The sequence below is a fragment of the Plantibacter sp. M259 genome, from assembly GCF_006065115.1.
Lineage (GTDB): Bacteria > Actinomycetota > Actinomycetes > Actinomycetales > Microbacteriaceae > Plantibacter > Plantibacter auratus.
Window position 1 is genome coordinate 2527485 of the sequence record NZ_CP040750.1, and the last position, 25150, is coordinate 2552634.

A 25150-nucleotide genomic window follows, 5' to 3' on the forward strand; every position below is an offset into this window, starting at 1 on the left:
ATGACCATCCCCACCACCGAGGCCCTCGCCACCGCCGAGGCGCCCAAGCCGACGCCCGCGGGTCGCTCGTTCGCCGCCCGGTTCGCGTCGTCGTTCGCGATGTTCCGGAACGGCAAGTCGATCGCGGGGCTCTGCATCCTCGGGTTCTTCGTCCTCGTCGCGGTCTTCGGCGACCTCATCGCGCCGTACGGCCCGCTCGAGAAGGACTTCACCGCGCTGCGCCAGGCACCGTCCGCCGCGCACCTGCTGGGCACCACGCACATGGGCGAGGACGTCCTGAGCCAGCTCATCTACGGCACCCGCGGCGTGCTCCTCGTCGGCTTCCTCGCCGGGATCTTCGCGACGATCATCGCCGTCGCCATCGGGGTCACCGCCGGGTACGTCTCCGGGTTCACGAGCGAGTCGCTCTCCGCGCTGACGAACGTGTTCCTCGTCATCCCGGGGCTGCCGCTCATGATCATCGTGGCGTCCCAATACGACAACCCGAGCCTGTTCCTCATCGCCGGCGTCTTGGCGCTCACCGGGTGGGCGTGGGGCGGCCGGGTGCTCCGCGCGCAGACGATGTCGCTGCGGAACCGTGACTTCATCCAGGCCGCGAAGGCGAACGGGGAGTCCCTCTTCCGGATCATCACCGTCGAGATGCTGCCGAACCTCACCGCCATCATCGCCTCGAGCTTCGTCGGCACGGTGACCGCTGCAGTGCTCGGGCTCACCACGCTCGCGTTCATCGGCGTCATTCCCATCACGAACCTCAACTGGGGCACCATCCTGTTCTGGGCGCAGCAGAACGGTGCGTTCCCCGACTTCTGGTGGTGGTACGTGCCCGCCGGTGTCTGCATCGCCCTGCTCGGTGTCGCGCTGTCGCTCATCAACTTCGGGATCGACGAGTACGTGAACCCGAGGCTCCGCTCGGCGGGTGAACGCGCCAGGGCCCTCCGCAAGCGCGGCATCAAGCCCGGGGCGAGCGTCACCGCCGTCCGCACCGAGACGACCGGCCCGTCCACGATCACCGACACGACCCACACCGAACGCGCTGGAGCCACCGAACGATGAAGACCGACACCGCCCCTCACCTCGAGGACGCCCGCTACCTCGACGCCACGCTGCCCATCGCGGCCCGCGTCGACGACCTCGTCGAGCGGATGACCGTCCGCGAGAAGGTCGGGCAGATGATGCAGCTCGACGCGCGCGACGACATCGAGGCGCACGTCCTCGAGACGCACGTCGGCTCGATCCTGCATGCGTCACCGGAGCGTCTCGCGGTCGCCCATGAACTCGTCGGGCGGACGCGACTGCGGATCCCGCTGATCGTGGGGGAGGACTGCATCCACGGTCACTCCTTCCACCTCGGCGCGACGATCTTCCCCACGCAACTGGCGATGGCCGCGAGCTGGGACGCCGAGCTGCTCGAGCGGGTCGCCAGGGCCACGGCCGTCGAGGTCGCCGCGACGGGTGTCCACTGGACGTTCTCGCCGGTGCTCTGCATCGCCCGCGACCTCCGCTGGGGGCGCGTCGGTGAGACCTTCGGCGAGGACCCGTTCCTCATCGGTGAGCTGGCCTCCGCGATGGTGCGCGGCTACCAGGGCGACGGCCTGTCCGACCCGACCGCCATCCTCGCGACGGCCAAGCACTTCGCCGGCTACTCCGAGACGCAGGGTGGGCGCGACGCGAGCGAGGCCGACATCTCCCCGCGCAAACTGCGGTCATGGTTCCTCCCGCCGTTCGAGCGGGTCGCTCGCGAGGGCTGCGCCAGCTTCATGCTCGGCTACCAGTCGATCGACGGGGTGCCGATCACGGTCAACGAGTGGCTGCTCAACGACGTGCTGCGCGGCGAGTGGGGGTACGAGGGGACGCTCATCACCGACTGGGACAACGTGGGCCGCATGGTGTGGGAGCAGCACGTCAGCCCGGACTACGTGCACGCCTCGGCTGCCGCGATCCGTGCCGGCAACGACATGGTGATGACCACGCCTGGCTTCTTCGCGGGCGCTCTGGAGGCGCTCGAGCGCGGGCTGCTCGAGGAGGCCGACCTCGACCGGGCGGTCCGTCGCATCCTCACCCTGAAGTTCGCGCTCGGCCTGTTCGAGCTTCCGCGGCACCCGGACGCCGCGGAGCAGCTCGCGGTGATCGGCTCGCCGGAGCACACCGAACTCAACCTCGAGACCGCGCGTCGCTCGCTCGTCCTGCTGCGCAACAAGGGCGTGCTGCCGCTCGCCGGCGGCTACCGGGCGGACGAGGCAGGCAGGGCGATCGCGACGCCTGAGGCCGGGCCGCAGCGCATCGCCGTCGTGGGTCCGCTCGCGGACGACGCGCAGATGCAGCTCGGCGACTGGGCGGGCAACTCCGGCCAGGCCGGTTGGCTGCCCGACGGCCAGCCGCGCGAGATGATCACCACCGTGGTCGACGGCCTGCGCGCGGTCGCACCCGCCGGGAGCACGGTCACGACCGCGTTCGGAGCCGACATCCTCACGCTGTCACCGGATCCCGCGGGGGCGACCTTCCCCGACGGTCAGCCGCGTCCGCCGCTCGTCACGCCCGCGCGACCCGACGAGGCGCTCATCGCGGAAGCCGTCGCGCTGGCCGAGGACGCCGACGTGGTCGTCGCCGTCGTGGGCGACCGCATCGAGCTCGTGGGGGAGGGCCGCTCCACCGCGACGCTCGAGCTCATCGGCGGACAGGTGGCACTGCTCGACGCCCTGGCCGCCACCGGCAAGCCGCTCGTCGTGGTCCTGCTCGCCTCGAAGCCGCTCGTGCTGCCGCCGTCCGCGCTGCACGCCGACGCGATCGTGTGGGCGGCGAGCCCCGGCATGCAGGGTGGCCGCGCTATCGCGGAACTCCTGCTCGGTCTCATCGAGCCGACCGGTCGCCTGCCGATCTCCTTCGCGCGGCACGCCGGCCAGCAGCCGACGTACTACAACCAGATCCGCGGCCAGCACGGCGACCGCTACGCCGACCTCACGCAGGAGCCCGCGTTCGCGTTCGGCGACGGGCTGTCCTACTCGAGCGTCGAGTACGGGGAGCCGCGCCTCGACCAGGTCGTCTACGGACGTGACGCCACCGTGCGCGCCGAGGTCGAGGTGCACAACAGCGGCTCGCGCCCCGTCCTCGAGACCGTACAGGTGTACGTCAGCGACCTCGTCACCTCTGTGAGCTGGGCCGACCAGGAGCTGAAGACGTTCCGGCAGGTCGCGATCGAACCGGGCGACACAGCGACGGTCACGATCGAACTGCCCGTCGCCGACTGCTCGATCGTCGACGCCAGGGGACGACGGGTCGTCGAAGCGGGCGAGTTCGAGCTGCGGGTGGGCGGCTCGTCACGGGCCGATGCGCTGCACGCGGTCCGCTTCACGATCGCCGACTGAGCCGTCGGCCGGCGGGACCCTCACGGGGCCGCACGAAGTCCCTCCTGTTTCGTGCGGTGCCCGTGAGAGCTCGCGACGACTACGCCAGTTCGTCCGCGTCAGCGCGGACGGTGACCTCGCCGCCGTTGGCGCCGTGCATGAGATCCTCCAGCAGGGGCCGGTCCATCTCGAACGTCTCGTCCGAATCGAAGCTGAACTGCAGCGGGATCGACGGGTGCAGCCAGAGCGTGACGCGGCCGCGTTCCGTCGAGGTGTCGCGCAGCGTCACCGAGAACGACTCGTTCCGGCGGAGCTTCATGAGGGTGATGGTCTTGACGTGAGCCAGCATCCGGTCCTCGAGGTGGAACCGGTTCTCGCCCGTTCCGTATACGATCGCGCCCATGTGCTGTGCCCTTCTCCGGACCTCCGACGATCGACACGGCGAGATGCGCCGGTGTCGAGCGGCCAGCCTGGAGACCCACTTCAACGTCCGCCGGACAAGTCTAGAAAACCTGAAATCCTCGCCCTCAACTGTTGATTTCGAGGTATCGGCTGCGCTATGCGCTTCGACGCGGAGGTCAGGACAGCAGGTCGGGGTCCTGCCCCTGGGGGAGTGCTGAGGACGGGGTGTCCTGGGACGGGCCGTCCGGTGTGCCCATCGCGATGCCGATCCCGGGACCGACGAGCAGGTTGATCGGTTCGAGCTGGCCTTCACCACGGTCGACCTGCAGCCAGCGGTACTCTCCGGCGGAGATGCTGTCGAGCACCTCGGCGCGGAACTCGTCCGGGTCCTCGACGGCGATCGAGTACGGAAGTCCCTGGTAGACGATCTCCATGCGGCTCATGCGACTTGTCCTGTCCGGCTCGGAGCGGGCTCCGCGATGACCGAGAGGCCGTGGGCGGAGTTCGCCGTGACGTTGAGCGCGTCGATCCACGCGCGGTTGAGGTCGATCGGGACGCTGCCCGAGTACTTGAAACGCAACGGCACCGAGGGGTGGATCCAGATGACGCTGCGTCCGTCACCGGCGCGCGGGTCGTCCTTCCAACCGAAGTAGAAGGCCTCGTTCCGGCGGAGCTTCGCACCGATCACGAACTGCAGGTGCGCAAGCAGCCGGTCCTCGAAGGTGATCGAGACCTCAGAACCGTAGATCAGTTTTCCCATGGCGGGCCGTGCTCTCCTCGTCGTGCGTCACGCGGTGTCTATCGCGGTGTCGCTTCACCTTAAGACTCTCGGCTCCGAAAACCCAGCTGGCGGCCGCGCGGGCGCGAATGGGATGCTTCGGCGTCGATGTCAAGGGCCCCGGGATCGACAGGTACGGTGCGTAACCTGCGGTGCAGGAGGTGCCAACCATGGCAACAGCAGAGAAGACCAGCAAGACCGAGAGCACGACCCGATCGGCTCCCGGAGGATCCGGGCCGAAGCCCACCCGTCGGCAGAACGCCGAGAAGGGCTTCGTCGCGTCGAAGGAACTCGACGCCAACATGCAGGCCGTCCTCGTCGACCTCATCGAGCTGTCGATCCAGGGCAAGCAGGCGCACTGGAACGTCATCGGACGCAACTTCCGCGACACGCACCTGCAGCTCGACGAGATCATCGACGCCGCGCGCGAGTTCAGCGACACCGTCGCGGAGCGCATGCGTGCCCTGCACGCCGTGCCGGACGGACGCAGCGACATCGTCGCCGAGACCACGACGCTGCCCGAGTACCCGCAGGGCGAGATCGACACCTCGGAGACGATCGACCTGATCACCGTCCGACTCGAGGCGGTCGTCGGCACGATGCGTCGGGTCCACGACGACGTCGACGAGGAAGACCCGACGAGCGCGGACATCCTCCACGCGATCATCCAGCAGCTGGAGCAGTTCGCGTGGATGATCAGCGCGGAGAACCGGACGGCGACCCGCAGTCGTTGACCCGAAGTCGGTGACCCTGGGCGGCGCCCGACGACCACGCGTCGTCGGCAGCGCCGCCCGGTCGTTCGTCGACGACCAAGGGCCGGCGACGACTACTTGTCGTCGGCGCCGCCACCCGACGCCGTGTCCTCGCCGTCGTTCGGCTCGGAACCGTCGGAGCCCGAACCGTCGGGGATCTCTTCCGCGTCGGGACGTGAGGATGATGCAGATGCGTTCGTCATGTTCGCTTCCTTCCTGGGTGTCGCCATCGGAGATGACCAGACCAACGCTAGGCCGCGGAGCTGATCAGCGCGTGGGGGTTGACGCTTCGACGGGGCCAGACCACCATGGCGGCTGTGATGAGCGGCGATGAGGTGACCGGGCGCACGACCGCCACGGGGAGCATCCGCACGCCGAAACAGCGGGTCGGCGCGTGGGTCATGCCCGCGCTCCGCCCCTGGCGCCTCATGCTCGCGCTCAAGGTGGCCATCGCGGCTACCGCCGCCTGGTTCCTCGGAAGCCTGCTCCCGGGCGAACTCGGCGACTTCTCCTACTACGCGCCACTCGGCGCCCTCGTGAGCCTCACGCCGACGCTCATGGACTCGGTGCGCTCGAGCCTGCAGACCCTCGTCGGGCTGGGCCTCGGCATCGGGCTCGCGTGGCTGCTCATCATCTCGCCCGCGCCGGGCTGGGTGTCCGTGTCACTGTCGGTCGGGCTCGGCACGCTGCTCGCCGGCCTGCCGGGACTCGGGCAGGGCCGTGACTACGTCCCGATCGCGGCGCTCTTCGTCATCATCATCGGCGGAGCGAACGCCAACGACTTCTCGGTCGGCTACCTCGTGCAGATGGCGCTCGGTGTGCTCGTCGGCCTCCTCGTGAACCTGCTCATCATGCCGCCGCTGTTCGTCCGCGAGTCGGCAGCCGGGATATCGGCCGCGCGGTCGCGGATGGTCGGTGCGCTCCGGAGCATGTCGGACACCCTGCGATCCGAGTCGGCACCGACCCCCGACGACCCACCGTCCTGGGACAGCTCGTTGCTCGCCATCCGGCACGACGTCGACGCAGCCCGCGGGCTGATGCGCGACGCCGCGGAGAGCCGGCGGGCCAATCCGCGCACGCGGTGGAACCGGCACGACTTCCGCGGGGATGAGGGGGCGCTCGCCGCCCTCGAGCGGATCGCCCCGGTGGTCGTGGAGATCGGTGACGCCCTGCGTGCGGCGCTCTGGGGGATCCCGGTGCCGGTCGACCTCGATGAGGGCGTCCAGAGCGCGCTCGCCGATGCGATCGACGCGTCCGCCGACCTCGTCGAGGCCGCGATCGACGACGAGCGTCTCTCCGAGGCGCTGCGTGCCTCCGACCGGGCGCTGACGACGCTGCGACGGGCGGTGCGCTCGGCGCACGCGGGCGCGAACGGGGCGGCGGGTCGGGAGCCGGACGACGACGACCCGGCGGAGGATGCGGGCGGCGAGAACCTGCTGTTCGCGCTGCGCCGCATCCACGCCGAGATCGAGCGCTCGGAGCGGTCGCCCGACGCCTGACCGGCGCCCGGCGCGCCGGTCCTCAGAGGATCGGCTTGCCGCCCGTCACCGCGATGACGGCGCCCGAGATGTAGCTCCCCTCGTCCGAGGCGAGCAGCACGTAGGGCGGTGCGACCTCGGCAGGCTGACCCGGACGCCCGAGCGGGGTGTCCGTCCCGAACGACTCGACCGTCTCGGGCGGCATCGTCGACGGGATCAGGGGCGTCCAGATCGGACCGGGGGCGACGGCGTTCACGCGGATGCCGTCGCCGCCGAGCATCTGGGCGAGTGAGGCGGTCATGCTCGCGAGGCCCGCCTTGGTCATGGCGTAGGGCATGAGCTGCGGCGACGGCGAGTCGGCCTGCACCGAGCTCGTCGCGATGATCGAGGAGCCCGGAGCCATGTGCGGGACGGCCGCCTTGCTCAGGTGGAAGAATGCGCTCAGGTTCGTGGCGAGCGTGTGGTCCCACTCCTCGTCCGGGATCTCGGCGAGCGTCTCCCGCGTCATCTGGTACGCGGCGTTGCTCACGAGGATGTCGACCTTGCCGAAGCGTTCGACCGTCGCGCGGACGATCTCGCGGCAGTGCTCGGGGCTCGTCAGGTCTCCACCGATGCTGAGCGCGGTCCGGCCGGCCTCCTCGATCCAGCGGACCGTGTCGGCGGCGTCCTCGTCCTCGTCGAGGTAGCTGACGACGACGTCCGCCCCCTCGCGGGCGTAGGCGATGGCGACGGCCTTGCCGATACCGCTGTCGCCCCCGGTGATGATGGCGACCTTGCCCTCGAGCTTGCCCGAGCCCCGGTAGCCGGTCTCGCCGTGGTCGGCCTGCGGGGTGAGTTCACCCTCGGTTCCGGGTGGCTGCTGCTGCTGAGCGGGCTGGTTCATGGTGTTCCTCCCTGTGCTGCTGTGTCTGCGGTCCTTCCACCCAAGCCGATCCGGGCGATCCGCCTCCAGGGGTTGACGCCCGCCCGGCACCCGGCGTCCCGCGCTAGCAGCCGCGTGGCGGGGCCGCCAGCCCCGGCGATTCGGAGTCGCGGCTCGTAGGGTGAAGCGCATGACCGCAGCTGGCGAGGATCTCCGTTCGTACGCACCGATCGGGGACGGCCGCACCGTCGCCCTCATCGGACTCCGTGGCCAGGTCGACTGGCTGCCGATCCCCGACCTCGGTTCCATGCCGGTGTTCGCCCGGTTGCTCGACGACGACTCCGGCGGGTGCATCGAGCTCGAGCCGGTCGGCGAGTACACCGTCACGCGGCGCTACGTGTCCGGCACCAACGTGTTGCGCACGACCTTCACGACCGAGCACGGGCGTGCGACGATCACGGACGCGCTCGTCACCGGCATCGCGGGTCGCCTGCCCTGGGCCGAACTCGCGCGCCGGATCGACGGGGTGTCCGGCAGCGTCGAGTTCACCTGGCGGGTGCGTCCAGGGACAGCGCTCGGGACGGCCTCGCCGTGGATCCAGGACAGCACCGGCGGCCCCATCATCCGATCCGGTGCGACGACGATCGCGGTCGTCGGCGACGAGTACGGGCCGGAGGCGGTCGAGGTCGACGGGGCCTTGCCGACGGAGCTCTCCGGTCGTTTCACCACAGCCGAGGACTCCCGCCACCTGCTGATCATCGTCGCCACCCACGGTGAGCCGATCCATCTCCCGGTCCCGGCGAACGTCGACGTGGGTATCGATCGGACGATCGACAACTGGCGCGCCTGGTCCCGTGCCTTCTCCTACGAAGGCCCCTGGGCGGATCAGGTGCAGCGGAGTGCGCTCGCGCTCAAACTCCTGATCTTCAGCCCCACGGGTGCCATCGCGGCCGCGGCGACCACCTCGCTGCCGGAGAACCCGCGCGGGGCCAAGAACTGGGACTACCGCTTCGCCTGGGTGCGCGACCTCGCGTACACCGCGCACGCCCTCGTACGCTTCGGCCTCCGCGAGGAGACGCACGCGGCCGTGTCCTGGTTGCTGCGCACCATCCGCGAGAACGGGCCGGAGCTGCACATCTTCTACGGACTCGAAGGAGGCGTACCCGACGGGGTCGTCGAGCACGATGTCGCCGGCTGGCGCGGCATCGGTCCGGTGGTCAGTGGGAACCCGGCTCAGGGGCAGCTGCAGCTCGGCGTCTACGGCGACCTCTTCGCGATCTGCCGCACCTACGTCGACGCAGGCAACGTCCTCGACGTGGAGACCGGCCGTCTCCTCGCCGAGGTCGCCGACCGCACCTGCGACCTGTGGCGGAACCGCGACGCCGGCATGTGGGAGCTGCCCCAGGAGGAGCACTACGTGTCGTCGAAGATGGGCTGCTGGCAGGCGCTCGGTGACGCCGTGCACCTGGCGGAGCTCGGGCAGGTCGCCGGCAGTGCCGACCGCTGGCGCACTGAGCAGACCCGCATCCGGGAGTGGATCGACGAGCACGGGTGGAACGAAGAGCGCGGGGCGTACGTCATGTTCCCCGGGAGCGACGACCTCGACGCCTCCGTGCTGCTGCACGCGATGAGCGGGTTCGACCGCGGTGACCGGATGTCCTCGACGATCGACGCGCTGACGGCCGAACTCGGCGAGGGGGCGCTGCTGTACCGGTACTCGGGGGTGCAGCAGGAGGAGTACACCTTCGTCGCCTGTGCGTTCTGGCGGGCCTCCGCGCTTGCCTGCGTCGGCCGTCACGACGAGGCGATCGCGGCCATGGACGAGCTCGTCGGCATGACCAACGACGTCGGGATCCTCGCCGAGATGATCGACCCGGCCGACGGTGCACACTGGGGCAACCTCCCGCAGGCGCTGAGCCACCTCGCGCTCATCAACGCGGCCCTCACGATCAAGGAGCTCACCGAGCAGGATTGAAGTCCCCGGTCCCTCAGCTGCGCCGCACTGAGCCTGTCGAAGTGTCGAAGGGCACGCACGCGGGTACCCGCCCGATGCTGGGAAAGCAAGCCCCGCGGGGACACCCGTCCGGGTCCGTACCGTGGAGGCGATGGATGTTCACCCACAGGTCTTCCGAGACACCCCCGCGATCCTCGTCGAGAGCATCTGGTGGGACGCGCGCACCGACGAGGTCGTCTGGGTCGACATCACCGCGGGCACGCTTCATCGTGGTCCGATCGACGGAGCCGTCGACGGCCGTGACGACCGCGTCACCGAACTCCCACCGCCGCTGAGCGCCGTGCAGCCGCGCGCCGCCGGCGGATACATCGCCGCACTCGGTGACCGCATCGTCACCCTCGACGACGATGGGCTCATCGCCGAGACCCTGGTGAAGCTCGACCACGTCCACGCCGGCCTGCGCAGCAACGAGGCGAAGGTCGACCCGTTCGGCCGGTTCCTCGTCGGCTCCATGAACGTCACCACCGGCGAACCGAATGCGGCCCTGTACCTGCTCGACGACACCGGACTCCGCACGCTCCTCGGCGGCTTCGGCGTCACCAACGGCTTCGAGTGGTCCGACGACGGTCGCACCGTGTACGTGACCGACACCGCGGCCAAGACGGTCTACCGGGCGGCCACGGACGAGGACGGCCGCCTCGGGCCGCTGGAGCCCTTCCTCGTCGGCTACGACTCCGACGGCCTCGCGCTCGACACCGAGGGTCGATTCTGGAACGGCGTCAACGGCGACGGTCGTGTGCTCCGGTGGAGCCCCGACGGCACCGTCGAGGACGAGCTCACCGTGCCGGCGCCAGGCGTCACCTCGGTGGCCTTCGGTGGGCCCGAGCTCACGACGCTCTTCGTCGGAACGGCCCGCGAGAACCTCACCGAGGCGGACCTGGTGGACGCACCGCTCAGCGGGGGCATCTTCCGATTCGACGGACTCGCGACCGGCCGACCCGTCAATTCCTACGGACGCCGATCGACCTCGGTGCCCGACCCGGCGACCGACCGCATCTGACCTGAACCATTCCGACCTGTCCGACCACGACCGAACACTGAACGAGAGGACCATCACCATGGCCAACGACCAGTACACCTTCACCGACCCGGCGAAGCTCTACGCCCACATCACCGCCGAGAAGCAGCACCAGCCCGAGCCCGGCCTCGACGCGAAGCTCGACCCCAAGGCCGACCTCGGCGAGGAGAGCTACCGCGGCTCGGGTCGCCTCACCGGCCGCAAGGCGCTCATCACCGGCGGCGACTCCGGTATCGGTGCCGCCACCGCGATCGCCTTCGCCCGCGAGGGTGCCTCCGTGGCCCTGTCCTACCTCCCGGAGGAGGAAGAGGACGCGCAGCGCATCGCCGGCATCGTTCGCGAGGCCGGCGTCACCGTCCTCACCCTGCCGGGCGACCTGCGCGACCCGTCCTACTGCCGCGACCTCGTCGCGCAGACGGTCGAGGGCCTCGGAGGACTCGACATCCTCGTGAACAACGGCGGCAAGCAGATGTTCAACGAGGACCTCACCACCCTCACGGACGAGCAGTTCGACGACACCTTCAAGACCAACGTCTACGCGATGTTCTGGCTCTCGAAGGCCGCCCTCCCGCACCTTCCGGCAGGCTCGTCCATCATCAACACGACGTCGATCCAGGCGTACTCGCCCTCCGACATCCTCGTGGACTACGCGTCGACCAAGGCGACCATCAACGCCTTCACAAAGGCGCTGGCGCAGCAGCTCGCGCCCAAGGGCATCCGCGTCAACGCGGTCGCGCCCGGCCCCATCTGGACGCCGCTCCAGGTGTCCGACGGACAGCCACAGGACAAGATCGCCGAGTTCGGCGAGGACACTCCGCTCGGCCGCATGGGCCAGCCGGCCGAGCTCGCGCCCGCCTACGTGTTCCTCGCGTCGGCGGAGTCGTCCTACGTCCTCGGTGAGACCCTGAACGTCAACGGCGGTATGCCCACGCCGTAACCCGTCCCACCCCGCAGCAGCCCGCGAACTGTCAGTTCCGGCTAGTCCGACGCCGTCCGACTAGCCGTTTCTGACAGTTCGCGGGCTGTTTGGGTCAGTCCGTGCGGTCCGCTGCACGCCGGACCCGACGGCCCTCGAGGGCGTCCTTCGCGTCGCGGTCGGCGAGCGCCTTGATCGCGGCGTCCGACCGCAGGGGCAGCTGCAGCTCCTGCTCCGCGGCGACACCCGAGGCGAGCTGACGGCCGCGCTGGATCTCGATGTCGAGCTGGGCGCCGAACAGCAGCGCGAGGTTCGCGATCCAGATCCACAGCAGGAAGATGATGATGCCGGCGAGCGAGCCGTAGGTGGCGTCGTAGTTGCTGAAGTTGGCGATGTAGAAGCCGAAGCCGAGCGAGGCGATAAGCAGAATCAGGAGAGCGGCGAGCGCTCCGATGCTGATCCAGCGGAACTTCTCCGGCTTGATGTTCGGCGTCGCGGAGTACAGCACGGCGATGACGAAGACGAGCGCGGCGGCCATGACCGGCCACTTCGCGATGGACCAGACCGTGAGGCCCGTCTCACCGAGACCGACCGCCTGTCCGATGGCCTGCGCGACCGGGCCGGACACGATGAGCGCGAGGGCGATCACCGAGATCACGAGGAGGACGACGAGGGTCACGCCGAGTTGGACGGGGCGCAGCGACCAGATCTTGCGACCCTCCTCGACCCCGTACATGCGGTTGAGCGCGCGTCCGAAGCCGCCCACGTACCCGGATGCCGACCACACGGCACCTGCGATACCGACGACGAGCGCGAAGCCGATCGCGGGCGATTCGACGAACTGGTTCACCGCGTCGGTCAGGAAGCCGAGGCTGTCGCCCGGGGCGAGGTTGCCGACGATCTCGAGGAGCGCGTCGGTCCCGTTCCGGCTCTGCCCGAAGAGGCCGAGGATCGAGACGAGTGCGAGGACCGCAGGGAAGAGCGACAGGATCGCGAAGTACGTGAGCCCCGCGGCAAGGTCGGTGCACTGGTTCGAGGTGAAGGAGTGCAGCGTCCGCTTCAGGACGTAGCCCCAGGGCACGGAGACGCGCTGCGGGTTCATCGTCTCTTCCGCGTGGTCCGCATCGCGGTTCCGCGGATCGTCAGCCGTGCTCCGATCGAGACGGTCCTCCTTGGCGGACTCAGACACGGTGCCCTCGGTTCGCACGCCACAGCAGGACGCCGGCACCGACGACCGCGACCGACGCGACGACGATGGCGGTGGTGCGCAGGTGGTACGCGACCGCGGTGCGGACGTCGAACTTCTGGAAGAGGAGGTCGAGCGTCTGCGCGAGGTGCTCGCGCGTCTGTTCGACGTCGAGCTGCAGGGTGTTCAGTCCGGCGCCCTCGGAGGGAGTGGGTCGGGCGAGATCCTGGTCGCTCATGCTGCGGCCTCCTTGGTGTCGTGCTTCGAGTCGTGCTGCTGGTGCTCTGCGAGGTGGTCGCCGGTGAGGGCTTCGACACTGCGCTCGGGAACGGGCTTCGCGCCGGCCTTGAGCTTCTTGACGCCGACGAGTGCCAGGATCCCGGCGACGAGGATGAGGACGACGCCGACGATGAGGGCGGCGAGCCAGGCGGGGAGCACGGTGGCGAGTCCGAGGACGGCTGCCGCGATGAGCGTCCCGAAGCCGAAGAGCACGAGCACGAGGGCGACGACGAGCATCCCCGCGCCGATCCCGAGGTCCTTGGCCTTCTTCGTCATCTCCGCCTTGAACAGGGCGATCTCGCCCGTGACGAGGCGGACGACATCCTCGCGGAGGTCGGTGAGGAGGGTCTTCATGGGAGGAAGTCCGCGGCGACTCCGTCTGCGGTCGGCCGCGCTGCTGGCATCGGTCATGTGAGCACTCTTCTCGTTGTGGTCCTCCAGCCCACACCGCTCGCGCGCGCGAGACAAGGGCTTGACAGGCGTGTCGGCCGATCACGGAATACGACGACCCTTAATTGGTTACATCTACAAGTAAACGGGGTAGCCTGTACCGACCCCATCACCCGATCGGAGACCGAATGTCCGCTGTGCTCGACGAGCGTCTGCTCGCCCCCGAGACGTCGATGGGCGCGGTCACGCTCCGCGTCGGCGACCTCGACCTCATGTCCGGCTACTACGCCAACGCCTTCGCGATGGAGCCGCTCGAGGAGCGCAGCCGCGACCGCGAGGTGCACCGGGTGCTCGGTCGTGGCGACACCCCGCTCGTCCGGCTCGTGCACACGCCCGACCTGCCGGCCGTCGACCGGCGGCAGGCCGGCCTGTTCCACACCGCGTTCCTGTTCGAGGACGAGTCGAGCCTCTCGGCGACGGTCTATCGGGCCGCACAGGACCCCCGCGGACAGTTCGTCGGGTCGAGCGACCACTTCGTGAGCGAGGCGTTCTACTTCACCGACCCCGAGGGGAACGGCGTCGAGCTGTACACGGACCGGCCTCGCAGCAGCTGGGTGCGCTCGGGCGACCAGATCGCCATGACCACCACCTACCTCGACCCGAACGCCTACCTGCAGCGTCATCTCACGGAGGACGCCCTCGGCGCCGGGCCGTCGTTGGCCGGTGCCGTCGGGCACGTGCACTTGCAGGTCGGCGACCTCCAGACCGCCCGAGCCTTCTACGTCGACGCCCTCGGATTCGAGACGACGCAGACCGAGTACCCCGGCGCGATCTTCGCCTCCGCCGGCGGGTACCACCACCACATCGCGATGAACGTCTGGAACAGCCAGGGCGCCGGTCCCCGCGCGGCCGCCCTCGGCCTCGGCGACGTGTCGATCACCGTCCCCGACCTCGCGAACCTCGATACGCTGGCCGCGCGGCTGCGCGCCCGCACGATCCCCTTCGACGCGGACGGTCGTTCCGTGACCGTCTCCGACCCGTGGGGGACCCGCGTGACCGTGGCCCTGCCCGACCTGTCGACCGAGGAGCTGCTGTCCCGATGACCACCGCACTGCGCGACGTCCGTTCCGCCGACTGGGCCGACGCCGTGACGTCCGCTCCCGTCGTCGCGGTGCTCCTCCACGGCTACGGTTCGAACGAGCACGACCTCACCGGCCTCGTCGGGCCGCTCGCGCTCGGGATGCCTTGGGTGTCGCTGCGCGCGCCGCTCGAGATGGGTCACGGTGGGGCGGCCTGGTTCGAGATCACGACGCCGGGCAACCCTGACCCGGAGCCGATCGCCCGCGTCACGGACGCCGTCTGGGACTGGATCGATGAGCACGTGTCGGCCGAGACGCGCATCGTGCCCATCGGATTCTCGCAGGGCGGCTTCATGGCCTCGCAGCTGCTGCGCACGCGGCCCGAGCGGGTCGTGGCGCCGGTCATCCTCGCCGGGTTCGTGCTGAGTGCGCCGCAGCCCGGCGACGAGGTGCTGGCCGCGACGAAGCCCGCGGTGTTCTGGGGGCGCGGGCTCGAGGACCGGGTCATCGCCGCGCCGGCCGTCGCGCGCGCCGCAGCGTGGTTGCCGCTGCACACGACCCTCACCGAGCGCACCTACCCGGGGCTCGCCCACGGGATCCACCAAGCCGAGATCGACGACGTGCGCACGTTCCTCGGCGAGCACGTCGGCTGATCCGTCACCAACAGCCGCTCAGGTCGTCGTCTCCGCCGGCATCACCACCTGCGGTCGCACGTGCTCGTAGACGACGCTCGTACGGACGTCGGCGACCTCCTCGCGCTCGGTCAGCTTGTCGATGACGAAGGCGTAGAGCGCGTCGTTGTCGGTGACGGCGACCTGGAGCAGGAAGTCCTCGTTCCCGGAGACGACGAACACGCCGATGGTCTCGGGGAGGGTGATCGCCCAGCTGCGGAACGCGTCGATGTTGACGCGCGACGGCGGTCGGATCCGGATCGCGATGAGCGCCTGGACTGCGCGGCCGAGCGACGGCAGATCGACGTCGAGTCGCGCGCCGCGGATGACACCGCGACGGTACAGGCCCCGGGTGCGGTCGAGTGCGGTGGTGGGTGAGACGCCGACGGCGGCCGCGATGTCGCGGTTGGTGCGCCGGGCGTCGCGTTGCAGTTCGCGCAGGATCGCCGTATCAAGTTCGTCCATGCGGTCGATTGTGCCAGTTCGGCCGAACGATGTACGGCAGCGAATCGATAGCGGGTTCGCTCGACGTAGCCTGAGGGTCGATTCGCGTACGACATCAGGGAGAGACATGACGGAAGAGCAGCTCGTCGGCTTCGCGCCGGAGGAGATCGACACGGCGGCGCCCACGCGGTCCGCCCGGCTGAAGTGGGTCGTCGTCGTGCAGCAGGACCTCCCGGCCGGCCGAGCCGTGAATGCGGCGGCCTGCGTCGCGGCGGCGATCGGAGCCGGCGTCCACGGGCTCCTCGGGCCGGACGCCGTCGACGCCGACGGCTCGGCTCATCCCGGACTGCCGTGGGCCGGGTGCAGTGTGTTGACCGCTCCGGCCGAGCAACTGGCGGCGATCCGAGCCAAGGCGGCGGGCTCGGACGGCGTACTCGTCGTCGACATGCCGGAGGCGGCCCAGCTCACCCGGGTCTACGACGAGTACCTCGCGGCGGTGGCGGAGACCGCGTCGGATGCCCTCGCCCCGCTGGCCGTCGCCCTGGTCGGCCCGCGCAACCGGGTGGACCGGATCGTCGGGCGACTGCCGCTGTTGGCCTGAAAGCGCACGCGTCAGGGCTTGAGGGAGGTGGGGTGCGGCGGGCTGGCTAGGGTTGGCGGGTGAGCACCACCGTCCATCCCACGCAGGTCGCGCCGTCCCGAGCCGTCGTCACCGCCAGCCGAGTGGTGTACCTCCTGATCGCCGTGATCATCGCGATCTCGCTCGTCATCCAGATCGTCCTCGTCATCACCGGCGGCGCAGACGCCCGCTCGGGTGGTGTGGACATGTCCGTCGGCCTCGCGACCCGCTTCGCGCGCATCTTCAGTGCCTTCACGATCCTCAGCAACCTCATCGTGCTCGCGGTGTCCGTCCTGCTGGCGATCGACCCCCTGCGCGACGGTCGGCTCTGGCGGGTGGCGCGGCTCGACGCCCTGCTCAGCATCGTCATCACCGGCATCGTCTACGCGGTCGTCCTCGCACCGCAGGTCAACCTCACGGGGTGGGCGCTCGTCATCACGATCGGGTTCCACTACCTGTCCCCGTGGCTCACACTCGGCGCCTGGCTCGTGTTCGGTCCGCGTCCGCGCTTCACCTGGAGCACCGTCGCCTGGGCGTTCCTCTGGCCGCTCGCCTGGGTGGTCTTCACCTTCATCCGTGGCGGCATCACCGGCTGGTACCCCTACCCCTTCCTCGATGCGACGCAGCTCGGCTTCGACGGCGCCGTCCGGAACGCGCTCATGGTGCTCGTCGTCGCGATCGTGTTCGCCGTGCTGCTCAAGCTCGTCGACCGGGTGTTGCCCGCCGCGCTCCGCCGCTGAGGTGAGGCATCTGGTCGCCTGCCAGCGTTCCGGGCGGCCATCTGCCTCACCTCGGCCTGCGGCCCGACTCAGGGGTGCAGTACCACCTTCCCGTTGAGGGTCCGCGACTCGGCGAGTTCCATGGCGGCGACGATCTCGGTGAGGGGGAACCGGGCGGCGATGTTGGCCGTGATGTCACCGTGCTCGAGGAGCCGGAAGACCTCGCCGAGGTCGGCCTCCAGGTGGCGGCGGAAGCGGGCGGGACGGAGACGGTGCCCTGCCCACAGGTCGTAGAAGGTCGAGCTGCGACCGTTCGGAAGGGCCGTCCAGAGCAGCGCCTGACCGATCGCCCGCAGGAACGGCGCCATGAGCGGTCCGGTGCCGCCGACCGCTGAGATGATCGAGTAGGTCACGAGCGTACCGCCGCGCGCGAGGAGCCCGAAGGCCGTGCGGGTCGTCTCGCCGCCGACGTTGTCGAAGACGGCATCGACCCCGTTCGGCGCCAGCTCGCGGACCCGTGCCCCGAGCTCGGGGTCCGCGTAATCGACGGGGATGACGCCCGCCGCGCGGAGTGCCTCGTGATGCCGGGGTGACGCCGCACCGATGACGCGGACGCCGTTGAGCCGCGCCAGCTGGATGAGGATTCCGCCGACACCGCCGTTCGCGCCGAACAACAGGATGGTCTGGCCCGGCTGGACCCGCGCCGCGCGGTGCAGCATCTGCCAGGCGGTGACCCCGTTCACGACGACCGTCTCGGCGTCCTCCGAGCTGACGCCGTCCGGCACGAGGATGCTGTCGCGCGCGGCCACGACGGCGTGGGTCGCCCAGGCGCCCGTCTTGGTCAGGGTCGCGACCCGTCTGCCGATGAGGGTCGCGTCGCCTCCGATGCCGACCTCGAGCACCCGTCCGACGAGGTCGTATCCAGGGACGAAGGGGAACGCCGGCTGGCCGAAGTACCGGCCCTTGCGCATCGACTGCTCGGCGAAGGAGACCCCGGTCGCCTCCATCTCGACGAGGAGCTGACCGGCGTCGGGTGTGGGCGTCGGCACGGTGGCCAGTTCGAGGCCGGACGGCTCGACGAGGCCCGGCAGGACGACCTGGGTGGTGGTCGCGGATGGTGTGGTGTGCATGGTGTGTTCCTATCTCGTGATAGTTGTGTGTGACTGAACAGTCACAACTGCGGGTACGAAAAACAGTGGGTGCGGTCGGTGGCTCGGAGTCGATCAGTCGTGCCGGATGCCGTGGTCGACGACGCGCGCCCAGTCGGCGTCGACGTCGCCGAGGCCCGCCTGTACGACGAGGTGGCAGAGCTGCCCGTAGGCGAGACTGCGCTGGACGGCGCCGGCGTCCGCCCCCGAGTCGCGGGACATGATGCGCACGACGAGCGCGAGCCCGGAGCGGACCGCCGCCTGGATCTCGGGGACGTCGCAGGCGCTCTGCGCGTGCACCTGGAGGGCGATGAGGCTGCGGTCGCGGATGAGCTCGATGTACGCCTGGGTCATCGCGTCGAGCTTGTCGTCCGGGCTCCACTCCGGGTGGTCCTCGACGGCTGCGGACATCGCGTTCGCGACCTGCTCGTAGCAGTGCTCGACCGCGGCGACGAAGAGGCCGAGTTTGCCGTCGAAGAGACGGAAGACGTAGGCGGGGGAGATCTTGGCCGCCGCAGCGACGTCCGCGACGGGGGTGGCGCGGTAACCGGCGATCGAGAAGACCTCCACCGCACTCGCGATGGTGCGGACGCGTTGGTCCTCGGCGGTCGATCGGCTCATGTGACTGATTGAACACGAACAAGTGACGCTCGTCAAGCACCCATGTCAGGATGGGGCATGCCCGTCGTCGAATCCCGCTGCACCGTGCCCGTCCCGCCCGACGTCGCGTTCGCGATCTCCCAGACCACCGGCGAGACCAGGATGCGCTGGGATCCGTTCATCCGGCGGCAGTACTTCCTCGACGGCGCGAAGGAGGCCGCCAAGGGCGTCCGCACCTTCACCGTCCAGCGCTTCGGGTTCCGGATGGTCAGCGAGTACGTCTCGTACCACCCGCCGACCAACGTCGGCATGAAGATGACGAAGGGCTCATGGTTCTTCGAGCGGCTCGCCGGCGGCTGGCGCTTCAGCCCGGTGGAGGGCGACGACCAGCGCACGCTCGCCGTCTGGCGCTACAACTTCACGTGCAAGCCGAAATGGTTGGCGCCGATCGCCGAGCGCATCGGTGCGATCGTCTTGCAGCGCGACATCGACCGCCGCATCCGAGGCTTCGCGCGCGGCTGCGAGGACCCCGTGGTGCTCGCTGCGGTCGCAGCATGACTCGGCACGGCTGAGGTCGAGGCGCTCAGGCGCTTCGCGCCAATCGCTTGATCCACTCCGCGGTCTCGTGTCCCCGCCGTTTGTCGTACGCGACCCGGATTCGCGCGGCTACGGCACGCTGCGAGTCCGTCACCGGGTCTGCCTTACCGGACTCGATACGCGCCTCGAGACCGTTCAGTTCATGCGTGCGCCGCTCAGCTTGCTCGTCCATTACGTGTCCCTCCGTGATTCATTGTGGGCGTCATCGGCCGTTGCTGTCCACGCGTGGCTCGAACAAGAGTGCCGATGTGACCGCGTTGACGAGTGCGGCTTCGGTCCGCGTCGCGTCCTGGAACAACACTTCGACTGCGGCCAACCCGACGTCGCGCTCGGAGCCGCGGTCGGATGTCGCCAGATGCAGAGCCCACTCGGCGCGTGCCCACCACTCCTGGCGTTGCGCCGCGCGGCGCGAGATTCGAGCTGCGACCGCGGCAGCTGCAAACGCGATGACGGCTCCGGCCAGCGCGAACAGGCCGCCCATTGCGGGCCCGGTCAAGAGGTCCCTCCAGAACGGACGGTCGATCACGAACGGAGGCAGGAGTTAATCGAGCGCTTCGACGAAGTCGTGAGCGAGCGACGCCATGAATTCCCTGTGATCAAGGCCGGGGGTCGGGGCTACCGTAGGCGGAAGGACACTGAGGAAGTCGAGATGGCCGACCCCCGCGTATGATCGAACGCTCACCGCCGCTGGGGCTGCGTCCAGGATGTCCGCAGTCTCGGGGGGTGTGACTACGTCGGACGCCCCCATCATGACGGTGACGGGAACGATGAGTTGGTCGAGCGCACCGGGTGCGCGAAACCAGCCAAGAGGCGGAGCTAACGCAACCACCTTCGATACTCGCGAGTCGACGGGAACAGGAATGGGACGTCCGTCTCGGCTCCACGGTTGCGCGCCGGCCAAACACAGTGCAGCCCATCCTCCCACCGAGTGCCCTGTCGCGATGACAGGGAGATCGTGATGGCCGGCCTCCTCGAGCACCTCGGCGAGTCCGATTGCACGTTCACGGACCTGCCCATCGGTCACGGTCCTCACATCGAAACGCTCATGGGAAGGTGCGGCGACGATAAATCCCGCGTTCCGCGCGGCACTGGTTAGCGCTTCATATCGTGCAGGGTCGCCACCAGCACCGGGGGCGAACAACACAATTCCGCAAGGCTGGCAGGAGGGAATGAGGATCACGGCGGAAACTTACCAGCTTCCCGTTAACCCGGCCTGGCGCCGCCGTAGCTGAGACAACCTGCTTTGAGCAACACGCCCTAGCGGGCGAGGAACGAGCCGATCCCGAATCGGGCGGTCACGCCGGGGCTGAAGAGGACCGAGTCGGGCTGGTGCTCGACGACACCCGGCAGGCCCGCCGCCGCACAGAGCTCGTCGCGCAACGAGGTGACGCGCGCCGGGTGCAGGACCCAGGGTTCGTGCTCGTTCGGCAACCACTGCGTCCGACCGAAGCGGCTCTGGAAGAGCCCCCACCGCGCCGTCAGGAACTGTGACAGCTCGTCGTCGACGGTCGTCGCCCGGTCGACGTCGACGCCGAGCTGGAAGCCCGGACCTCGTGTCGTCGGCGACGTGGCGATCCGCCGCGACGCGTACTCCCAGCCGTCGTCCGTCGGCCGTTGCGCGGTCCGCGCCCACTGGTAGGGCAGGCCGAACATCGCTCGAGCAGCGAGGACCGCCGGCAGGCTCGACGCCTCGAGCGACCGGAACACGACGCCGCGACGCCCCTCGGCGTCGACCCCGTACAAGCGGACGTTCACCTCGGTGAAGGAGCCGCCGACCGGCGACGGCGGCAGCGGTCCGATTCTCGCGTCGCCCAATTGGAAGGCGATCAGTCCGACCCACGTGGAGCCGTCGAAGACGTCGGGGACCACCCCGGGCGGGAGCAGTGGCGCGACGGCGCTCGCCGGGACGCGCCAGTGGACGAACGCCAGGTCCCGCCATTCCTGCGCGGCGACGACCGGGCCGGACAGTGCCGGTGCGCTCGAGGCGATCGGCCTGGGCTCGCCGGTCATGCCAGGTGCTCGTACTCGGGCAGGTCGATCTTGTCGGCCGGCGGGGAGAACAACTGGGCACCGATGAGCTTCGCCGGCTTCGACCCGGCCACGCGGAGTGCGGTGCGGAACGCCGCGACGCCGGCCTTCGACGTCGGATTGGCGAGCTGCGGCGTACCCGGCGGCAGCGACTGGGCCTGCTCGACGTAGGGGCGCATGATCCGTTCGTACCCGCGGAAGGCGTCCCGGTGGTGCACGTGCGCGGCCAGCTCACCGGCCAGCACGTAGGCGCCGACGATCGACAGGCTCGTCCCCATGCCGCTGACGGGCGACGCGCACCAGGCCGCGTCACCGAGCAGCGCGACCCGTCCGGATGCCCAGCGGGGCGTCCTGACCTGGCCGATGGACTCGTAGTAGACGTCGTCGCTGTCGTCGAGATGCTCGAGGATCCGGTTCGCCTGCCAGGGGAGTCCGACGAACCGGTTCCTGAGATGCCGTCGCTGTGCGTCGAGGTCGCGGCGCGCGGGGACGACCCCGTCGCCGCGGTCGGACGTGACCTCCGTCAGCACCGCGCGGGTGGTGCCGTGCCGGTCGGGTCGGAGCGTGACGCTGCGGCCACCGACGCCCGAGTACCACTGCCACCACGGCACGTCGGCGTCGTCGCGAGGGATCGTGAGGTAGGTCATCTCGAGGCCGAGGGACCGGGTCACCGCCTCGCCGGGGAAGGCCAGCTCACGGGTCGACGATCGGATGCCGTCCGCCGCGATCACGAGGTCGAACGCCTCGTCCTCGCCATGTGCGAAGGACACGAGGACCCGTTCACCGTCGTCATCGAGTCCCGTGATGTGGTCGCCGTACCGATAGGTGGTGGTGCCGTCCGTCGCATCGATGAAGATGCGGGCCAGGTCACCACGGAGGATCTCGACCTCGGCGGTCGCGCCGTCGGTCTCCGAGTCCGACACCGGGAACTCGGCGATCGTCTCACCGGCATCACCGACGAACCGGGTGCCGCGCTCACCGGTGGTCGCCTCGCGTGCCGCGTCCTCGAGCCCCGCGCGTCGCAGGACCTCGCGAGCAGCGCCCCGCACGTCGATGTTCTGGCCGCCGTCGCGGAATGCCGGCGCGCGCTCGACGACCGTCGTCTCCCAGCCGTAGCGGTTCAGCCAGAACGCCAAGCCGGGGCCGGCGATGCTGGCTCCGGAGATCAGGACGCGGGGAACGGTCATCGTGGTGCCACCTCTCGGGGAGCGTGGGATTGCCGCTCCGGTTGCCTCCATCATCGCGCTCGCCGATCCGAATCCCGCATGGTTGACAGCTCCGGCGGTGCAGGCGCCGGCCGCTTGTACGCTTGGGGCATGTCGAGGATCGAACGCAAGCGTCGCAAGCGGAGTGTGCGGGTCGATCGCGTGTACGACGGCGACGTCTACGTCCGCGTCAACTCCGTGGGCTCCAGCGGCGATCGCTCCTTCATCCTCATCCCGGGCATCGGCGTCTCGTCCACGTACTTCGAGCGCCTCGCGCCGCACCTCAACGAGTTCGGGCCGGTGCACGCGCTCGACCTCCCCGGCTTCGGCGGGGTGCCGCACCCCTCGTCGACGCTGACGATCCGTGAGTACGCGGACCTCGTCGGCCGGGTCATCGACGAGCTCGACCTCAAGGACCCGATCATCGTCGGCCACTCGATGGGCAGCCAGGTGGTCAGCGACCTCGTCTCGCGTCGCCCCGAGCTGTCCACCCTCATCCTCATCGGTCCGGTCGTCGTGCCCGGTCAGCGGCGGGTGCTCACCCAGGCGGTCAGGTTCCTGCAGTCGAGCTGGCACGAACCGCTCACGGTGAAGGTGCTGGCCGTCAGCGCCTACATCTTCTGCGGGTTCAAGTGGTTCTCGCGGGTCCTGCCGGAGATGCTGACCTACCCGATCGAGGAGGCCCTGCCGAAGGTACAGGCGCACACGCTCGTGATCCGTGGCGAGTACGACGCCGTCGCGCCGCGCGAGTGGGTGGAGCGGGTCGGAGAACTCCTGCCCTCCTCACGCCTCTGGGAGATCCCCGGCGCAGCGCACTCTGTCATGTACGCGCACGCCGAGGAGGTCGCGAAGCTCTGCGTCGACCACGCCAGGCGCACGGTGGCGGACGGCGACGACGACCGACTCCAGGTCTACCCCGAGGACTCGGACGGGAGCGACGACAAGGAGCCGGAGGCGCCGCAGCCAGCGGCCATCATCCAGGCCGTCGGGGGTCGGATCGAGGAGACGATCGGCATCGTCACCGACGACGACGACCGCGTGGCCGAGGGGAAGTCGCAGGTGGCCGACGCGGTCGCCTCCATCGATCACGACTGAGCGCTCGCTGAGATGCGGCGGATGGTCGCTTAGTCTCGGGCCGGGCGACGAACCGCCTCACCTCACCGTGTCGGCTCGCCGAACCAGCGTCGCAGGGCCGGCTCGAGCGGCTCCCGCCCGTCGGCCAGCCAGACCACGTGGCCGTCGGGTCGCAGCAGCGCCGCCGGGGACGCGAGCGCAGGGGTCGTGGAGACGACCCGGTCGATGCGATCCTCCCACCCGGTGACGGCGTGGGTCCCGGTCTGGTCGAGGAGGAGTCCGCGGCCCTCGTGGAGGAGGGCGAACAGGCGCCCGCCGTCGGCCAGGGCCAGATCGCGGAGCCGTCGACCGAGCAGCGACCCCTCGTCCGAGCCGCTGTCCACCGCTGCGCCGGGACCTCCGATGTCGTATCGGATGCCGGTGGACGCGATCCGCTCGCCCAGGAAACGGGCCACGTCGTCGAACCGCATCAGTTCCGAGAACAGCCGACGCACCGCCTGCGGGCCGGGGTCAGGGGAGAGGAGGACGCTCTGCGCACGGGTGAGCGTGAGGACGTCGTCGGCGACCGGACGGCGCTCGCTCCCATAGGTGTCGAGGAGGTCGGCCGGTGCCCAGCCGGCGAGCTCGGCAGCCAGCTTCCATCCGAGGTTGAACGCGTCCTGGACCCCGAGGTTGAGGCCCTGCCCGCCGAGGGGCGGGTGCACGTGGGCGGCGTCACCGGCGATGAGCACCCGGCCGACCCGGTAGCGCTCGGCGAGTCTCGTCGCATCGGTGAAGCGCGACAGCCAGCGCGGGGAATGTGCGCCGAAGTCGGTCCCGGCGAAGCGCTCGAGCCGGGCCCGGAACTCCTCGATCGTGGGAGTCGCCAGGCGCTCGTCGGTGGGGGCGCTCGCAGGCGCCACCGCGCGGAAGAAGCCGTCGGACACCGGTCCGATGCCGAAGCCACGGTGCGTCTTCCGGACCTCCTCGGCGATGGCTGCGATGTCGTCCGCGGGGAGCGTGACCTGGATCTCCCCGAGGATCCACTCGGTCTGCGCGGGCTCGCCGAGGAAGCCGATGCCCAGGATCTTCCGGACGGTGCTCCGCCCGCCGTCGCACCCGACGAGCCACCGTGCCCGCAGGCGCTCACCGTCGTCCAGCTCGACGGTGACGTCGTCGTCGTCCTGTTCGAGGCCGACGAGTGCGCTCCCGCGATGCAGCTCGGCGCCGAGTTCCACCGCGCGTTCGGTCAGCAGCCGATCGGTCACCGGCTGCGGGAGACCGAGGACGTAGTCGTGCTCGGTGTCGAGCGGGACGGGTCGCGGCGGGACGATGCCGGCGAAGTGGCCGGTGGCCCCCGGGTACTGCGTGCCCTCGGCGAGGAACCGGTCGAGGATGCCGCGCTGGTCGAGGATCTCGATGCTCCGCGGGTGGAGGCCCAACGACCGCACGGCAGGGCTCGGCTCGGCGTCCCGCTCGAGGACGAGGACGTCGACGCCGTGGAGGCGGAGTTCGGCGGCCAGCATCATGCCGGTCGGGCCGCCACCGCTGATGATGACGTCATGCATGAA

At 69.8% G+C, this 25150-nt stretch carries 28 protein-coding genes; 13 read left to right on the forward strand and 15 right to left on the reverse strand.

Annotated features, from left to right (window positions below; all coding sequences use genetic code 11):
• Both FGL15_RS11800 and FGL15_RS11805 read left to right on the forward strand, forming a co-directional pair.
• Complete coding sequence (locus FGL15_RS11800; protein WP_079704857.1) at positions 1 to 1053, forward strand: ABC transporter permease; 1053 nt, start codon at positions 1 to 3, stop codon at positions 1051 to 1053.
• A complete protein-coding gene (locus FGL15_RS11805) occupies positions 1050 to 3362 on the forward strand; it encodes a glycoside hydrolase family 3 N-terminal domain-containing protein (RefSeq protein ID WP_138946184.1) in 2313 nt (770 codons plus the stop codon). Before FGL15_RS11800 ends, FGL15_RS11805 begins: the two co-directional genes overlap by 4 nt.
• Positions 3363 to 3441: 79 nt before the next feature.
• Here FGL15_RS11805 and FGL15_RS11810 read toward each other — a convergent pair whose 3' ends face one another.
• The 3 genes from FGL15_RS11810 to FGL15_RS11820 all read right to left on the reverse strand — a co-directional run bounded on the left by FGL15_RS11810 (position 3442) and on the right by FGL15_RS11820 (position 4503).
• Positions 3442 to 3744 carry a hypothetical protein gene (locus FGL15_RS11810; RefSeq protein ID WP_085512050.1) on the reverse strand — a complete coding sequence of 101 codons (303 nt, stop codon included), beginning with the start codon at positions 3742 to 3744 and terminating at the stop codon, positions 3442 to 3444.
• 175 nt (positions 3745 to 3919) lie between these two features.
• Positions 3920 to 4186, reverse strand: a complete 267-nt coding sequence (locus FGL15_RS11815) for a hypothetical protein (RefSeq protein WP_138946185.1) — start codon at positions 4184 to 4186, stop codon at positions 3920 to 3922.
• The gene (locus FGL15_RS11820; RefSeq protein WP_064297077.1) at positions 4183 to 4503 is read right to left on the reverse strand and encodes a hypothetical protein; all 321 of its coding nucleotides are present in this window, start codon (positions 4501 to 4503) and stop codon (positions 4183 to 4185) included. Before FGL15_RS11820 ends, FGL15_RS11815 begins: the two co-directional genes overlap by 4 nt.
• A gap of 188 nt (positions 4504 to 4691) precedes the next feature.
• Between FGL15_RS11820 and FGL15_RS11825 the strand changes: the two genes are divergently transcribed.
• Positions 4692 to 5255: a Dps family protein gene (locus tag FGL15_RS11825; protein ID WP_138946186.1), complete on the forward strand. Its 564-nt coding sequence runs from the start codon at positions 4692 to 4694 to the stop codon at positions 5253 to 5255.
• Positions 5256 to 5347: 92 nt separating this feature from the next.
• Here the strand turns inward: FGL15_RS11825 and FGL15_RS21260 are convergent, their stop codons facing one another.
• Complete coding sequence (locus FGL15_RS21260; RefSeq protein WP_255467562.1) at positions 5348 to 5476, reverse strand: hypothetical protein; 129 nt, start codon at positions 5474 to 5476, stop codon at positions 5348 to 5350.
• A 117-nt stretch (positions 5477 to 5593) separates the two neighbouring features.
• Between FGL15_RS21260 and FGL15_RS11830 the strand changes: the two genes are divergently transcribed.
• Positions 5594 to 6772, forward strand: coding sequence for an FUSC family protein (locus FGL15_RS11830; RefSeq protein ID WP_138946187.1), 1179 nt, complete (start codon positions 5594 to 5596; stop codon positions 6770 to 6772).
• Between the two features lie 22 nt (positions 6773 to 6794).
• On the opposite strand, the gene FGL15_RS11835 is transcribed toward FGL15_RS11830, so the two are convergent.
• Positions 6795 to 7634, reverse strand: a complete 840-nt coding sequence (locus FGL15_RS11835; protein WP_138946188.1) for an SDR family oxidoreductase — start codon at positions 7632 to 7634, stop codon at positions 6795 to 6797.
• Between the two features lie 169 nt (positions 7635 to 7803).
• Here FGL15_RS11835 and FGL15_RS11840 point away from each other — a divergent pair, with 169 nt between their 5' ends.
• From FGL15_RS11840 to FGL15_RS11850, 3 genes are all read left to right on the forward strand, one after another.
• Positions 7804 to 9588 (forward strand): glycoside hydrolase family 15 protein, encoded by a 1785-nt coding sequence (locus FGL15_RS11840; RefSeq protein WP_138946189.1) that lies wholly within the window; start codon positions 7804 to 7806, stop codon positions 9586 to 9588.
• A 130-nt stretch (positions 9589 to 9718) separates the two neighbouring features.
• A complete protein-coding gene (locus tag FGL15_RS11845; protein WP_138946190.1) occupies positions 9719 to 10627 on the forward strand; it encodes an SMP-30/gluconolactonase/LRE family protein in 909 nt (302 codons plus the stop codon).
• Between the two features lie 58 nt (positions 10628 to 10685).
• Positions 10686 to 11582, forward strand: coding sequence for an SDR family oxidoreductase (locus FGL15_RS11850; protein WP_086472962.1), 897 nt, complete (start codon positions 10686 to 10688; stop codon positions 11580 to 11582).
• 94 nt (positions 11583 to 11676) lie between these two features.
• On the opposite strand, the gene FGL15_RS11855 is transcribed toward FGL15_RS11850, so the two are convergent.
• Genes FGL15_RS11855 through FGL15_RS11865 form a run of 3 tightly spaced genes read right to left on the reverse strand, consistent with a single transcriptional unit; the run spans position 11677 to position 13437 of the window.
• Positions 11677 to 12750 carry a YihY/virulence factor BrkB family protein gene (locus tag FGL15_RS11855; protein ID WP_240773522.1) on the reverse strand — a complete coding sequence of 358 codons (1074 nt, stop codon included), beginning with the start codon at positions 12748 to 12750 and terminating at the stop codon, positions 11677 to 11679.
• Positions 12743 to 12985 carry a DUF3618 domain-containing protein gene (locus FGL15_RS11860; protein WP_138946191.1) on the reverse strand — a complete coding sequence of 81 codons (243 nt, stop codon included), beginning with the start codon at positions 12983 to 12985 and terminating at the stop codon, positions 12743 to 12745. The genes FGL15_RS11855 and FGL15_RS11860 overlap by 8 nt, the downstream gene beginning before the upstream one ends.
• The gene (locus FGL15_RS11865) at positions 12982 to 13437 is read right to left on the reverse strand and encodes a phage holin family protein (RefSeq protein WP_071261765.1); all 456 of its coding nucleotides are present in this window, start codon (positions 13435 to 13437) and stop codon (positions 12982 to 12984) included. The genes FGL15_RS11860 and FGL15_RS11865 overlap by 4 nt, the downstream gene beginning before the upstream one ends.
• Positions 13438 to 13604: 167 nt before the next feature.
• On the opposite strand from FGL15_RS11865, the gene FGL15_RS11870 reads away from it, so the two are divergent.
• Positions 13605 to 14519 carry a VOC family protein gene (locus FGL15_RS11870; protein ID WP_079704870.1) on the forward strand — a complete coding sequence of 305 codons (915 nt, stop codon included), beginning with the start codon at positions 13605 to 13607 and terminating at the stop codon, positions 14517 to 14519.
• A complete protein-coding gene (locus FGL15_RS11875) occupies positions 14516 to 15148 on the forward strand; it encodes an alpha/beta hydrolase (RefSeq protein ID WP_138946192.1) in 633 nt (210 codons plus the stop codon). The genes FGL15_RS11870 and FGL15_RS11875 overlap by 4 nt, the downstream gene beginning before the upstream one ends.
• A gap of 18 nt (positions 15149 to 15166) precedes the next feature.
• Here the strand turns inward: FGL15_RS11875 and FGL15_RS11880 are convergent, their stop codons facing one another.
• The gene (locus tag FGL15_RS11880; protein WP_138946193.1) at positions 15167 to 15631 is read right to left on the reverse strand and encodes an Lrp/AsnC family transcriptional regulator; all 465 of its coding nucleotides are present in this window, start codon (positions 15629 to 15631) and stop codon (positions 15167 to 15169) included.
• A gap of 106 nt (positions 15632 to 15737) precedes the next feature.
• Between FGL15_RS11880 and FGL15_RS11885 the strand changes: the two genes are divergently transcribed.
• Both FGL15_RS11885 and FGL15_RS11890 read left to right on the forward strand, forming a co-directional pair.
• Positions 15738 to 16211 carry a DUF2000 domain-containing protein gene (locus FGL15_RS11885; RefSeq protein WP_138946194.1) on the forward strand — a complete coding sequence of 158 codons (474 nt, stop codon included), beginning with the start codon at positions 15738 to 15740 and terminating at the stop codon, positions 16209 to 16211.
• A gap of 59 nt (positions 16212 to 16270) precedes the next feature.
• Positions 16271 to 16969, forward strand: a complete 699-nt coding sequence (locus FGL15_RS11890) for a Pr6Pr family membrane protein (protein ID WP_138946195.1) — start codon at positions 16271 to 16273, stop codon at positions 16967 to 16969.
• Between the two features lie 68 nt (positions 16970 to 17037).
• Here FGL15_RS11890 and FGL15_RS11895 read toward each other — a convergent pair whose 3' ends face one another.
• Positions 17038 to 18078, reverse strand: coding sequence for a medium chain dehydrogenase/reductase family protein (locus FGL15_RS11895; RefSeq protein WP_138946196.1), 1041 nt, complete (start codon positions 18076 to 18078; stop codon positions 17038 to 17040).
• 93 nt (positions 18079 to 18171) lie between these two features.
• Positions 18172 to 18717: a TetR/AcrR family transcriptional regulator gene (locus FGL15_RS11900; RefSeq protein ID WP_138946197.1), complete on the reverse strand. Its 546-nt coding sequence runs from the start codon at positions 18715 to 18717 to the stop codon at positions 18172 to 18174.
• Between the two features lie 57 nt (positions 18718 to 18774).
• On the opposite strand from FGL15_RS11900, the gene FGL15_RS11905 reads away from it, so the two are divergent.
• Entirely contained in the window at positions 18775 to 19254 is a 480-nt protein-coding gene (locus FGL15_RS11905; RefSeq protein WP_138946198.1) for an SRPBCC family protein, read from the forward strand.
• Between the two features lie 241 nt (positions 19255 to 19495).
• Here FGL15_RS11905 and FGL15_RS11915 read toward each other — a convergent pair whose 3' ends face one another.
• From FGL15_RS11915 to FGL15_RS11925, 3 genes are all read right to left on the reverse strand, one after another.
• Complete coding sequence (locus tag FGL15_RS11915) at positions 19496 to 19789, reverse strand: hypothetical protein (RefSeq protein WP_168223386.1); 294 nt, start codon at positions 19787 to 19789, stop codon at positions 19496 to 19498.
• A 761-nt stretch (positions 19790 to 20550) separates the two neighbouring features.
• On the reverse strand, positions 20551 to 21303 hold the full coding sequence (locus tag FGL15_RS11920) for a YqjF family protein (RefSeq protein WP_138946200.1): 753 nt from the start codon (positions 21301 to 21303) through the stop codon (positions 20551 to 20553).
• Positions 21300 to 22508, reverse strand: a complete 1209-nt coding sequence (locus tag FGL15_RS11925; RefSeq protein WP_138946201.1) for an FAD-dependent monooxygenase — start codon at positions 22506 to 22508, stop codon at positions 21300 to 21302. The genes FGL15_RS11920 and FGL15_RS11925 overlap by 4 nt, the downstream gene beginning before the upstream one ends.
• Before the next feature lie 129 nt (positions 22509 to 22637).
• Here FGL15_RS11925 and FGL15_RS11930 point away from each other — a divergent pair, with 129 nt between their 5' ends.
• Positions 22638 to 23621: an alpha/beta fold hydrolase gene (locus tag FGL15_RS11930; RefSeq protein ID WP_138946202.1), complete on the forward strand. Its 984-nt coding sequence runs from the start codon at positions 22638 to 22640 to the stop codon at positions 23619 to 23621.
• 62 nt (positions 23622 to 23683) lie between these two features.
• Here the strand turns inward: FGL15_RS11930 and FGL15_RS11935 are convergent, their stop codons facing one another.
• The gene (locus FGL15_RS11935; RefSeq protein ID WP_138946203.1) at positions 23684 to 25147 is read right to left on the reverse strand and encodes an FAD-dependent monooxygenase; all 1464 of its coding nucleotides are present in this window, start codon (positions 25145 to 25147) and stop codon (positions 23684 to 23686) included.
• Positions 25148 to 25150: the final 3 nt, after the last annotated feature.

Coding starts and splice junctions, on each gene's coding strand:
- FGL15_RS11800 (WP_079704857.1), top strand. CDS start 1: ATGACCATCCCCACCACCGAGGCCCTCGCCACCGCCGAGGCGCCCAAG.
- FGL15_RS11805 (WP_138946184.1), top strand. CDS start 1,050: ATGAAGACCGACACCGCCCCTCACCTCGAGGACGCCCGCTACCTCGAC.
- FGL15_RS11810 (WP_085512050.1), bottom strand. CDS start 3,744: ATGGGCGCGATCGTATACGGAACGGGCGAGAACCGGTTCCACCTCGAG.
- FGL15_RS11815 (WP_138946185.1), bottom strand. CDS start 4,186: ATGAGCCGCATGGAGATCGTCTACCAGGGACTTCCGTACTCGATCGCC.
- FGL15_RS11820 (WP_064297077.1), bottom strand. CDS start 4,503: ATGGGAAAACTGATCTACGGTTCTGAGGTCTCGATCACCTTCGAGGAC.
- FGL15_RS11825 (WP_138946186.1), top strand. CDS start 4,692: ATGGCAACAGCAGAGAAGACCAGCAAGACCGAGAGCACGACCCGATCG.
- FGL15_RS21260 (WP_255467562.1), bottom strand. CDS start 5,476: ATGACGAACGCATCTGCATCATCCTCACGTCCCGACGCGGAAGAGATC.
- FGL15_RS11830 (WP_138946187.1), top strand. CDS start 5,594: ATGAGCGGCGATGAGGTGACCGGGCGCACGACCGCCACGGGGAGCATC.
- FGL15_RS11835 (WP_138946188.1), bottom strand. CDS start 7,634: ATGAACCAGCCCGCTCAGCAGCAGCAGCCACCCGGAACCGAGGGTGAA.
- FGL15_RS11840 (WP_138946189.1), top strand. CDS start 7,804: ATGACCGCAGCTGGCGAGGATCTCCGTTCGTACGCACCGATCGGGGAC.
- FGL15_RS11845 (WP_138946190.1), top strand. CDS start 9,719: ATGGATGTTCACCCACAGGTCTTCCGAGACACCCCCGCGATCCTCGTC.
- FGL15_RS11850 (WP_086472962.1), top strand. CDS start 10,686: ATGGCCAACGACCAGTACACCTTCACCGACCCGGCGAAGCTCTACGCC.
- FGL15_RS11860 (WP_138946191.1), bottom strand. CDS start 12,985: ATGAGCGACCAGGATCTCGCCCGACCCACTCCCTCCGAGGGCGCCGGA.
- FGL15_RS11865 (WP_071261765.1), bottom strand. CDS start 13,437: ATGACCGATGCCAGCAGCGCGGCCGACCGCAGACGGAGTCGCCGCGGA.
- FGL15_RS11870 (WP_079704870.1), top strand. CDS start 13,605: ATGTCCGCTGTGCTCGACGAGCGTCTGCTCGCCCCCGAGACGTCGATG.
- FGL15_RS11875 (WP_138946192.1), top strand. CDS start 14,516: ATGACCACCGCACTGCGCGACGTCCGTTCCGCCGACTGGGCCGACGCC.
- FGL15_RS11880 (WP_138946193.1), bottom strand. CDS start 15,631: ATGGACGAACTTGATACGGCGATCCTGCGCGAACTGCAACGCGACGCC.
- FGL15_RS11885 (WP_138946194.1), top strand. CDS start 15,738: ATGACGGAAGAGCAGCTCGTCGGCTTCGCGCCGGAGGAGATCGACACG.
- FGL15_RS11895 (WP_138946196.1), bottom strand. CDS start 18,078: ATGCACACCACACCATCCGCGACCACCACCCAGGTCGTCCTGCCGGGC.
- FGL15_RS11900 (WP_138946197.1), bottom strand. CDS start 18,717: ATGAGCCGATCGACCGCCGAGGACCAACGCGTCCGCACCATCGCGAGT.
- FGL15_RS11905 (WP_138946198.1), top strand. CDS start 18,775: ATGCCCGTCGTCGAATCCCGCTGCACCGTGCCCGTCCCGCCCGACGTC.
- FGL15_RS11920 (WP_138946200.1), bottom strand. CDS start 21,303: ATGACCGGCGAGCCCAGGCCGATCGCCTCGAGCGCACCGGCACTGTCC.
- FGL15_RS11925 (WP_138946201.1), bottom strand. CDS start 22,508: ATGACCGTTCCCCGCGTCCTGATCTCCGGAGCCAGCATCGCCGGCCCC.
- FGL15_RS11930 (WP_138946202.1), top strand. CDS start 22,638: ATGTCGAGGATCGAACGCAAGCGTCGCAAGCGGAGTGTGCGGGTCGAT.
- FGL15_RS11935 (WP_138946203.1), bottom strand. CDS start 25,147: ATGCATGACGTCATCATCAGCGGTGGCGGCCCGACCGGCATGATGCTG.